General features: G+C 63.7%; 12 protein-coding genes. 9 read left to right on the top strand and 3 right to left on the bottom strand.

The genetic code is table 11. The annotated features are described in order from the left end of the window. The coding region (locus tag FJT57_RS03300) for a transcription initiation factor IIB (RefSeq protein ID WP_394348803.1) at positions 1-569 on the bottom strand (569 nt) is incomplete at its 3' end. A gap of 292 nt (positions 570-861) precedes the next feature. Here FJT57_RS03300 and rnhA point away from each other — a divergent pair. Beyond that, positions 862-1,458, top strand: coding sequence for a ribonuclease HI (rnhA, locus tag FJT57_RS03295; RefSeq protein ID WP_144901645.1), 597 nt, complete (start codon positions 862-864; stop codon positions 1,456-1,458). Continuing rightward, on the top strand, positions 1,451-2,104 hold the full coding sequence (locus FJT57_RS03290) for a DUF7108 domain-containing protein (RefSeq protein ID WP_144901643.1): 654 nt from the start codon (positions 1,451-1,453) through the stop codon (positions 2,102-2,104). The genes rnhA and FJT57_RS03290 overlap by 8 nt, the downstream gene beginning before the upstream one ends. Positions 2,105-2,113: 9 nt before the next feature. Here FJT57_RS03290 and FJT57_RS03285 read toward each other — a convergent pair whose 3' ends face one another. Next, entirely contained in the window at positions 2,114-2,473 is a 360-nt protein-coding gene (locus FJT57_RS03285; RefSeq protein ID WP_144901641.1) for a PadR family transcriptional regulator, read from the bottom strand. 305 nt (positions 2,474-2,778) lie between these two features. Between FJT57_RS03285 and FJT57_RS03280 the strand changes: the two genes are divergently transcribed. The 7 genes from FJT57_RS03280 to FJT57_RS03255 all read left to right on the top strand — a co-directional run bounded on the left by FJT57_RS03280 (position 2,779) and on the right by FJT57_RS03255 (position 8,763). Further along, positions 2,779-3,312, top strand: a complete 534-nt coding sequence (locus FJT57_RS03280) for an inorganic diphosphatase (RefSeq protein WP_144901639.1) — start codon at positions 2,779-2,781, stop codon at positions 3,310-3,312. A gap of 208 nt (positions 3,313-3,520) precedes the next feature. Further along, complete coding sequence (locus FJT57_RS17180) at positions 3,521-3,655, top strand: hypothetical protein (RefSeq protein WP_275264629.1); 135 nt, start codon at positions 3,521-3,523, stop codon at positions 3,653-3,655. A gap of 215 nt (positions 3,656-3,870) precedes the next feature. Beyond that, a complete protein-coding gene (locus FJT57_RS03275) occupies positions 3,871-4,800 on the top strand; it encodes a rhomboid family intramembrane serine protease (protein WP_144901637.1) in 930 nt (309 codons plus the stop codon). Positions 4,801-4,809: 9 nt separating this feature from the next. Further along, positions 4,810-5,607: an endonuclease V gene (locus FJT57_RS03270; RefSeq protein ID WP_144901635.1), complete on the top strand. Its 798-nt coding sequence runs from the start codon at positions 4,810-4,812 to the stop codon at positions 5,605-5,607. A 69-nt stretch (positions 5,608-5,676) separates the two neighbouring features. Next, a complete protein-coding gene (locus FJT57_RS03265; RefSeq protein WP_144901633.1) occupies positions 5,677-6,234 on the top strand; it encodes a hypothetical protein in 558 nt (185 codons plus the stop codon). Positions 6,235-6,321: 87 nt separating this feature from the next. After that, complete coding sequence (gene thrS, locus FJT57_RS03260; RefSeq protein WP_144901631.1) at positions 6,322-8,256, top strand: threonine--tRNA ligase; 1,935 nt, start codon at positions 6,322-6,324, stop codon at positions 8,254-8,256. A 36-nt stretch (positions 8,257-8,292) separates the two neighbouring features. Further along, positions 8,293-8,763 carry a GNAT family N-acetyltransferase gene (locus FJT57_RS03255; RefSeq protein ID WP_144901629.1) on the top strand — a complete coding sequence of 157 codons (471 nt, stop codon included), beginning with the start codon at positions 8,293-8,295 and terminating at the stop codon, positions 8,761-8,763. 79 nt (positions 8,764-8,842) lie between these two features. Here FJT57_RS03255 and FJT57_RS03250 read toward each other — a convergent pair whose 3' ends face one another. Then, complete coding sequence (locus FJT57_RS03250) at positions 8,843-9,907, bottom strand: DMT family transporter (RefSeq protein ID WP_144901627.1); 1,065 nt, start codon at positions 9,905-9,907, stop codon at positions 8,843-8,845. Between the last annotated feature and the right edge of the window lie 374 nt (positions 9,908-10,281).

The following is a 10,281-nucleotide window of genomic DNA, read 5'->3' as shown; positions in this document are numbered from 1 at the left end:
GAGATGTAGCGGTACGTCCGACCGATCTCCTTTCTGTCGACCCGCGAGACGTCCGCGATCTCCTCCAGTGATCGGGGGATGCCCTCCTTCCGACAGGCGGCGTAGAGCGCGGAGGTGGCGACGCCTTCGATGGAGCGACCGCGTATCAGGTCCTCGTTGAGCGCGCGCCGGTAGATGACGGAGGCGACTTCGCGCACAGAGCGCGGCACGCCCAGCGCGGAGGCCATTCGATCGATCTCCGAGAGCGCGAACTGGAGGTTGCGCTCGCCCGCGTCCTTCGTCCGAATTCGCTCCTGCCACTTCCGCAGGCGGTGCATCTGCGAGCGCTTCCGCGAGGAGATCGATCGACCGTAGGCGTCTTTATCCTTCCAATCGATCGTCGTCGTCAGTCCCTTATCGTGCATCGTCTTCGTCGTGGGCGCGCCCACGCGGGACTTCGACTGCCGCTCGGAGTGGTTGAACGCCCGCCACTCCGGTCCGGGATCGATCTGTTCCTCCTCGACGACGATTCCCGTCGGCTCGTGGATGAGTTCGCCGTCCCCCGTCCGGATGAGATCCTCCTCATCCATCTCCTCGATCTCGATATCGTCTTCGGTGTCTTCCTCCTCGTCGGCTCGCGCTCCCTGCCATCGCGTTCTCTCGGCGTCCTGTTCCCGCTGGCGGGTGGGCCGTGTCATCGCATTTAAATATTCGGTGTCTCGCGACAGTTAAACCCTTTGCCGAACTGGAGGAAAAACCGCCGACCGCGACGCGATCGCATCGGTGGAAGTGCGGCAACGGAGCGGACGCCGCCGACAACGACGAGCGCTCGGAGTTCGCCGACATCGAACCCTTCTTTCCGCTCCTCCGCCACCCTCCGCTATGCCGAGTGTGGAGTGCGACCCCGACGTCGCCAGAGCGCGACTCGAAGACGCGGGTATCGCGATCGACGGGGGAAACACCGAGTACGAGCGCTGGCGCGCCGAACGCGGGGGAGCGACCGCCGTCGCGTACGACGACAAGGTGGTGGTACAGGGATCGCGGCCGACGGATCTGCTCGCGCTGCTCCGGTCCGAGTCGGGCGGTCGCGCCCACGTCTACTTCGACGGCGCGAGTCGCGGCAACCCCGGACCCGCGGCGATCGGATGGGCCATCGTCACGAGCGACGGCATCGTCGCTGAGGGGAGCGAACGGATCGGCGAAACGACGAACAACCGGGCGGAGTACGCGGCGCTCGAACGGGCGCTGGAGGCGGCCCGCGAGTACGGGTTCGACGAAGTCGACGCCCGCGGGGACTCGCAGTTGATCGTCCGGCAGGTGAAAGGCGAGTACGACACCAACAATCCGGAACTCCGAAAGCGACGGGTGCGGGTGCGGGAACTGCTGGATTCGTTCGATCGCTGGTCGCTCGAACACGTACCGAGAGAGGTAAACGAGCGCGCCGACTCGTTAGCGAACGAGGCGCTGGACGATGCCTGAAGGAAACGAATACGAACGAGAGGTCCGGGGAGTAGATGCTGATGAAGCGCTCGATGCTGCTGGGGCACCCGATGCTGATGGATCACCCGATGTTGGTGGAGCGCCGGAAGTTCCCGAAGCCGTCGTCGACGAGGCCGAGCGGCTAACGCGGTTAGCCGAGGAGGCGGCCGTCGAAGCGGCCGCGAACGCCTACCGGGAGCATCGAGACGAACTCGTGGAGGAACACGACTTCACCGCGCGCGTCCGCGAGGAAGACGACACGCTCGTCCTCTATCCCGACGAATGGGTCGACGAGGGCGTCGTACAGTTCGATCGGATCGAGGACACCGACCGCGCGGTCGAGGTGTCGCTGTCGGGCCCGGACCACGGCGCCGACTGGGAGTCCGTCGAGGAGGCGAACCAGGCGGTCGTCGACGCGGTCGAAGCCCGGTTCGGTCCCGAACACGCCGCGAACGTCCGGGCGTTCGCGGATTTTATGGGAAACCACTACCTGAAGTGCATCGTCGACGCAACGCCGGGCGAACGAGAGGAGTTCCTCACGGAGTACTACCCGCGCAACGTCTGGCCGTCAAAAGAACAGGAATCCATCGTCGACGAGAGCGTCGACCGCGTGGCCGACGTCAGCGACGACGTGCCCGGAGCCTGAACTGCGGTGTTATCGGTGCGTTTCGACGAGGTCTGTGAGTTCGTCGGCGCGCTCGTCGTCCGCGACGAACTTCTCGAACATCCAGTCGAACTGATCGAGGAGCGCGTCGTGGCCCTCCTCAGTGAGCTCGTACTGATTCGTCCGCTTGTCGAGTTCGCTCTTTTCGACCAGACCCATCTCGACGAGGTCGTCGAGGTTGGGGTACAGCCGACCGTGGTTGACTTCCGTCCCGTAATACGATTCGAGGTGTCGCTTGATCGCAAGCCCGTACATCGGTTCCTCGGCCAGTATGACGAGGATGTTCTGCTGAAACGCCGTAAGATCGCGCACCACGCTATTTGTGTCAGTAACTGTTTGTGCCTCTGACATACTTGGTGAAATGTCGTCGGGATATATAACCCTTCTCAACCTGTGCGTTCTTTGGGTTAAATCGATCGTTTCGGACTCTTAGATACGGGATATATACACTTCTTCCCAACATTTTTGGACACTGATGTCACCAATTTGTCGGACAGTAATCCGTTATGGATATTCCTGTACGAATACTGCCGGAGTATTTGGTAACTACGCTCTCAAGTGTCCCGCAATACGGGACAATTGTGACAGCCGCGTTGTAGTCGGATCCGTCGACGGCGATGCGAAAGGTCTTTTTCTCGTTCGGAACGAGCACAGGTATGACAAACCTGTGGGAAGACATCGAAACCGGTCCCGACGCGCCTGACGTCGTCTACGCGGTCGTCGAGTGCCTGAAAGGCGAGCGGAACAAATACGAGTACGACAAGGACGTCCCCGGCGTCGTCCTCGATCGCGTGCTCCACTCGAACGTTCACTACCCCTCCGATTACGGGTTCCTCCCCCAGACGTACTACGACGATGAGGATCCCTTCGACATCCTCGTGCTCGTCGAAGACCAGACGTTCCCCGGCTGCATCATCGAGGCGCGCCCGGTCGCGCTGATGGAGATGGACGACGACGGCGAGAAAGACGACAAAGTCATCGCCGTCCCCGCGGAGGACCCGCGCTACGACGAGGTCGAGGACGTCGACGACCTCACCGACCAGCAGAAGGCCGAGATCTCCGAGTTCTTCGAGACGTACAAGAACCTCGAAGCGGGCAAGCAGACCGAGACGCTCGGGTGGCAGGACGCCGCCGCGGCGAAAGACGCCGTCGAGCACGCGATGGATCTCTACGAAGAGAAATTCGCGTAAGGCCGCATTTCGTCCGGCTCCGATCCGTTTTTTTGCGCCGCCTCCCGCCGAGCGGATGCGCTGCCGACTCGCATCCAACGCCCTCGGGGCCGCTGCCTGTGCACTCTGGCCGAACGGGCCGATTACGTTCAGTTATGACTGCCGCCTCGTCGGATGTATTATGCTTATGAGTAATGTTTTGAGTGTCGCGTCCGAATCACTGACCGTGATGAGTTCGAACACCCCGCGACTCGGCGTTGATCACCCGACGGTCGTTCCGGCAGAGCCCCGCGGAGACGACAACGATCGGGAGCCGACTGACGAGACGGTGCGTCGTGCTGACGACGCGTTGGACGACGGGTAACGAGGGGCCGTCTTCTGGACGGTGACTGCCTCTGCGACAGCGCGTATCTTGCTGCCACTCGTTCGCGGACGTCCACTTCAGCACGCGGACCACCCCATCTCCCGCGGACGTCGATGTCGCTCGATGTCGCTCGAACGCATCGCGACCGAGCCGATCGGGAGACGCCGCCGATCCGAGGGGAACCGCTTTTACTCCCGCCGCGATTACGTTGCGTGATGGCTACGTGCGACCAGTGCGGGGCACACGAGAACCTACCGTACCAGTGCCGTCGGTGCGGCAACACCTTCTGCGCCGAGCACCGGCTTCCGGAGAACCACAACTGCCCGGGGCTCGACGACTGGAGCGACCCCTCGGGCGTCTTCGACAGCGGTTTCGACGCCTCGGTGCAGAACCGGGGCGGAACGTCCAGTTCTACCGGCTACATCGATCGAATCACCGGTACCGGCGGGCCGCTCGGGTACTTCCGCGGGAATATGAGTTACGTCTTCCTCGGCGTGATGTGGATTACGTTCGGGCTACAGTTCTTCATCTTCCCACTTCTGCTCGGCGCGTCTCCGCGCAGCGGCCTCTGGCAGGCGGTCTTCGTGCTCTCACCGGGACACATCGAATTCGTCTGGACGTGGTTCACCTCGATCTTCGCGCACGGCGGGTTCACCCACATCGCGTTCAACAGCATCGCGCTGTACTTCTTCGGACCCGTTGTCGAGCGCTACCTCGATACGAAGCGATTCACCGCGCTGTTCTTCGGCGCGGGAATCATCGCCGGGCTCGCGCAGGTGTTCTCGACGCTCCTCACCGTCGGTCCCTTCGGGGCTGGCGTCGTCGGGGCGTCGGGTGCGATCATGGGCGTCCTCGGAGTGCTCACCGTTCTGAACCCGAACCTGAAGGTGTATCTGTACTTCATCATCCCGATGCCGCTGTGGGTGTTGACCTTCGGCTTCGCGGCGTTCAGCATCATCGCCGGGTTCGGCGTCGCGGCCGGGACGGGCCTCACCGGCGGCAACGTCGCCCACCTCGCACACCTCGCGGGGCTGGTGGTCGGGCTCCTCTACGGCGTGCGCGTGAAGGGCCGCGTCGGCGTTCCCAACTCGCTGCAGTTCGGGCGCGGCGGGGGCGGAATGGGCGGCCCCGGTCGGCGGTTCTGAACCGGATCGATGGTCAGTCTCGTCCGATCGGAGTTCGCTCCCGACGCCGGTGCGACCCGCGCGGAGATGGAGTCTCTACAGCGGGAGGTCGCCGCGGCGGCGACGTGGACGGACAACTTCGACTTCGACCCCACGACCGTTGGAGTCGGCGGTGACTCCGCCCAACGACGACTCACCGAGCCCAGCGCGACACCCGAGGCGCCGCTCGTCGCTGGCGTCGATCAGGCGTTCCTCGACGACCGCGCGGTGAGCGTCGTGGTTGTCCGCCGCGGCGATGAGGTCGTCGAACGCGCTCACGCCGTCACCGACCTCGAAATCCCGTACATTCCCGGCCTGTTGGCGTTCCGCGAGGGAGGGCCGATCCTCGCGGCCTTCGAGGCCCTGTCCCGTGAGCCCGACCTCGTCGTCTTCGACGGCAGCGGCCGGATTCACTACCGACAGGCCGGACTGGCGACCCACATCGGCGTCGCGCTCGACCTCCCCAGCGTCGGCGTCGCGAAGGGGTTGCTCTGCGGGACGCCCGAAGATGACGTCGACGGCCGACCTGAAGGCTGGCGGACGCCGATCCGCGCGGACGATAGCGTCGAGAACGCGGAACCCGGGGAGAAAATCGGTCACGCCCTCCAATCTCGGCAGTACGACTCGCGGCCGATCGTCAACCCGCTGTACGTCAGCCCCGGCCATCGCGTGAGCGTCGACACCGCGACCGACCTCGTCGGGCGGCTCTGCGACGGTTACAAGCTTCCGGAGCCGACACGCCTCGCCGACGCCTACGCCGACGAGGTGAAGCGCGGGCTGTCTGCGTGATTTCACTGTCTAAAACACCCGTTTGAGTCACCACAAAGCCCTTTCTTGCCATCGCCGTTGGTTCTCGTGATGACGTTCGCGAATCGCACAGTGATCGCGCTGAGCCTCCTGCTCCTGACGGCGGGGTGTCTTGGCGGCGTGCCAGCCGACGGTCCCGAATCGGAGACAGCGACGCAGACGCCCACACCCACAGCGGAACCGCGGTCCCCGATAACCGACTCGGCGTCCCCGACGGAGCGGTCCTCGCCGGGGCCGACGCCCGGTGAGCGGACCCGGCCGGAGTCGACGTTCGAGGGGACCGCGGGCTGGTCGGAGCAGCCGGATCCCGACAAGGCGGTCCACGTGGAGAACCGCTGGAACCAGTCGGTCGAGATCCGGATTCGCATCGTGCGCGAGGCGACTAACGAGACCGTTTACGACGAGACGGAGACGTTCGAGCCGGGAGCTGACCGCGACGTGTACAACCTCGCCGACGCCGACCCCGACGGCATCGAGTCGTTCCGCGTGATCGCAACCGCGCGCAACACCACCGAGAGCGTCACAATCGAGACCCACGAGTGCCACGGGAACGCGTACGTGGAGATCACCGAGAACGGCGAGTTGTATCCGTACTACGCCATCTGTTGACACCGCCTATCCGATCGGAGGCGTGCGCCACTTCGTCCCGCCGCCGACTCGAAAACACTTATTCGTGCGCTCGCACTCCGAACGCGTATGAGCGAAATCGTTGTCCGTCTCCCCGACGGCTCCGAACTGTCCGTCGCGGAGGGCGCGACGGTCGAGGACGTCGCCTACGAGATCGGACCCGGACTCGGACGCGACACGGTCGCGGGCGTCGTCGACGGCGAACTCGTCGACAAGGCCGCGCCCGTCCACGACGGCGCGGAAATCGTCATCGTCACGGACCAGAGCGACGAGTACCTCCGCGTGCTGCGACACTCCGCGGCGCACGTCTTCGCGCAGGCGCTCCAGCGACTCTATCCGGAGACGAAGCTCGCGATCGGGCCGCCGACCGACGAGGGCTTCTACTACGACGTCGCGAACGTCGATCTCGACGCCGACGACCTCGACGAGGTCGAAGCCGAAATGGAGTCGATCATCGCCGAGGATCTCCCGATCGAGCGCGAGATGCGCTCCCGCGAGGAGGCCGTCGAGACGTACGAGGACAACCGCTACAAGCGCGAGATCCTCGACGACGAGGCCGCCGGTGAGGATCCGGTCTCGTTCTACGTACAGGGCGACTTCGCGGACCTCTGTCAGGGGCCGCACGTCGACTCCACCGGGGAGATCGGCGCGGTGAAACTGCTGACCATTTCGTCTGCGTACTGGCGCGGCGACGAGGACGAGGACGCGCTGACGCGCGTCTACGGGACGGCCTTCGAATCCGAATCCGACCTCGAAGCGTACCTCTCTCTCCGCGAGGAGGCCAAAGAGCGGGATCACCGAAAGCTGGGCCAGGAGCTGGATCTGTTCTCGATCCCGGAGGTCACGGGCCCGGGGCTGCCGCTGTATCACCCCAACGGGAAGAAGATCCTCGACGAACTCTCCTCGTACGCGCGCTCGCTGAACGTCGACGCCGGGTACGATCCCGTCGAGACGCCGCACCTGTTCCGGACGGAGCTGTGGAAGAAGTCGGGACATTACGACAACTACGTCGACGACATGTTTCTGATGGACGTCAACGACGAGGAATACGGATTAAAGCCGATGAACTGCCCGGGGCACGCGACGATCTTCGATCAGAAGTCGTGGTCCTACCGCGACCTCCCGGTTCGGTACTTCGAGGACGGCAAGGTGTACAGAAAGGAGCAGCGCGGCGAACTGTCGGGGCTCTCGCGCGTCTGGTCCTTCACGATCGACGACGGTCACCTGTTCTGCCAGCCCGAGCAGATCGAGCGGGAGGTCAACCAGGTGATGGACGCCATCTACGAGGTGCTTGACACCTTCGACCTTGACGCGCACGTCGCGCTCGCGACGCGCCCGGAGAAGTCCGTCGGCGGCGACGAGATCTGGGAGCAGGCCGAATCGCAGCTCCGCTCAGTGCTCGAAACCCAGGGTATCGACTACGACCTCGAACCCGGCGACGGCGCGTTCTACGGCCCGAAGATCGACTTCGCGTTCGAGGACGCCCTCGGGCGAAAGTGGGACGGCCCGACGGTCCAACTCGACTTCAATATGCCCGAGCGCTTCGAGCTCTCCTACACGGGCGAGGACAACGAGGAGCACCGCCCGGTGATGATCCACCGCGCGCTGTACGGCTCCTACGAGCGGTTCTTCATGGTGCTCATCGAGCACTTCGACGGCAAGTTCCCCTTCTGGCTCGCGCCCGAGCAGGTCCGGATCCTCCCGATCAGCGACGATCAGTTGGGCTACGCCCATCGCGTGAAGAACGAACTCGGCGACTTCCGCGTGTCGGTGGAGGACCGCTCGTGGACGCTCGGCCGGAAGATCCGCGAGGCGCAGGAAGATCGCGTTCCGTATATGATCGTCGTCGGCGGCGACGAGGAGGAAGCTGGAACCATCTCCGTCCGCGACCGTAAGGAGCGCGAGCGTCAGGATGTCGACGTCGAGGCGTTCCGCGCGCACCTCGAAGGCGAATACGACGAAAAGCGGATCGAGCCCGACTTCCTCGATCGAGAACGGACGTAGCGGTATCACGCTTCAGAGGACCGGTCGTCGTCAGGTATGAGTGAAACACACATTGAACGAGCGACGATAGCCGTCGCTGAGCAGCTCGCGGAGGTATACCGGAGCGCGTATCAGGAAAATCGTCGGCTCGGACTCCCCAACGAAGCAGAGTCTGCATCAGAGAGGAAAATCGCTGAGTTGATTCGGCGGAACACGGTCTACGTTGCCAACAAAGACGGCGGTGTAATCGGTGGTGTCTGTCTCGAAGAGACAGGTGAAGACCGTGTGGAACTCAGCCGACTCGCCGTACACGAGAGCTGGAAAGGAGAGGGCGTCGGAAGACAGTTACTGGACTACGCAGAGGAACAAGCTCGCTGCTGCGGATACGCGACAATCTGGCTGATCACTCCGGAAGAGCATCCGTACCTCCCGGAGATGTATCGCCAACGTGGGTATGAGGACGCTGAGACAGTCTCGCGGGAGAACTATGACTTTGAGTTTCTTATGATGAAAAAATCGGTCCGATAAGTAAGCACGCACAGTCCTCTGGCTGATTCCTCGAAACAGGGCAAAAAACCACAATTCCGGTGCGTTCTATGACACCCAGTTAGTCGGCCTCGAACCCGTATCCGCTCGTTGAGGTGGTGTACAGGTCCTCGTAGGCGACGTCGCGCTCGAAAGTGAGCCCGCGGCCGCGTTCGATGACCGGACAGGAGAACGCGACGATCGCGTTTCGCGGTGCGGCACGGGCGCGCGTTACGTCGACGCGCGCTCGGACGACGTCGTGTTTGACGAGCAGAAAGCTCGCGAAGATTCCGAGGAATCCGATGACGGTCGTCGCGCTGACGGTCTGGCCGAAGAGCAACCACGCGCCGAGGGCGGCGACGATCGGCTGGAAGTAACTCACCATATTGCTCTCCGTCGGGCCGATGCGCTCGTGGAGCGCGAAGTAGACGAGAAAGCCGATAACGCCCGATACGAGCGTCAGGTACACCAACGCGGCGAGGGCGGTCGGCGACCACTCGGTCGTCGCTATCGCCTCACCGCGCGCGAACGATCCCGCGAAGAGCGCCGCCGCGCCGAGGAGCATCGCCCAGCCCTGCATCGAGACGTCCGCGAGTGTGGTCCGCAGCGGCGTCGAGAGCACCGACCCGAGCGCGAAGATCCCGGCGGCGACGAACAGGACGGCGATTCCGACGAGATCGCTCCCGAGGAAGTTCGCGGGCTCGAAATCGGCGACGATCGCGACGCCGACGAGGCCGAGCGCGAAGCCGACTCCGGCGATCCAATCGAGGTCGTCGCCGAGGAGCGTCGCCGCGAGCGCGGCCGTAAGAATCGGGGAGAGACTCACGACCACGGCGGCCACCGGCCCGGGGACCGAAAGCTGCCCGACGTAGAGGAACGCGTGATATCCGCCGACGAGGAAGACGCCGACGACGGCGACGTTCAACCACTCGGTTCGGCCCTGCGGCCGCACACGGTCGGTCGTGAGCGCAGCGTATGCGAGTACGAGCACGCCAGCGAGCGCGTACCGCACGCCCGCGAAGTACAGCGGCGGAACGTAGGCGAGCCCGGCTTCGATGGCGACGAACGACAGTCCCCACACGGTCGCGAGCGCGACGAACAGCGTCGCGTCGGGTGGGAGAAATTGAGAACGAATCCGACGTATCATTGAGTATCTTCCCTCAGATACGCACGAGTTTAAATTTAACTACAATATTACGGTGATAGATCGTTTTAAAATACAAAATATTGCCGTATTGTGAGTTACGGCGTGACACGGACCCGATTTCGAAAGGTCTGCGAGGCCGGTTCCGCGTATGGGTGCGAGATCGGTTGCGCGTATGAGTTCCAGACCGGCCGCGACTACGGCAGACGGATCGCGACGGGGTGGTCGTCCATTGCGACGGGGCAGTCACCCAACGCGACGGAGCGATCGTCCCGGGTAGCGTTCAAGTGCTTCGACCGCGTACCGTCACCTAGACAGTGCAGGTAATCCACAGCGAACTCACCGCAGACGGAAACTCCACCGCGTTCGCGATGGGA

The organism is Halobellus captivus (assembly GCF_007655485.1).
In the GTDB taxonomy this organism is placed as follows: domain Archaea; phylum Halobacteriota; class Halobacteria; order Halobacteriales; family Haloferacaceae; genus Haloquadratum; species Haloquadratum captivum.
Note: the sequence above shows the minus strand (reverse complement) of the source record. Positions and strands in the feature narration are given on the sequence as shown.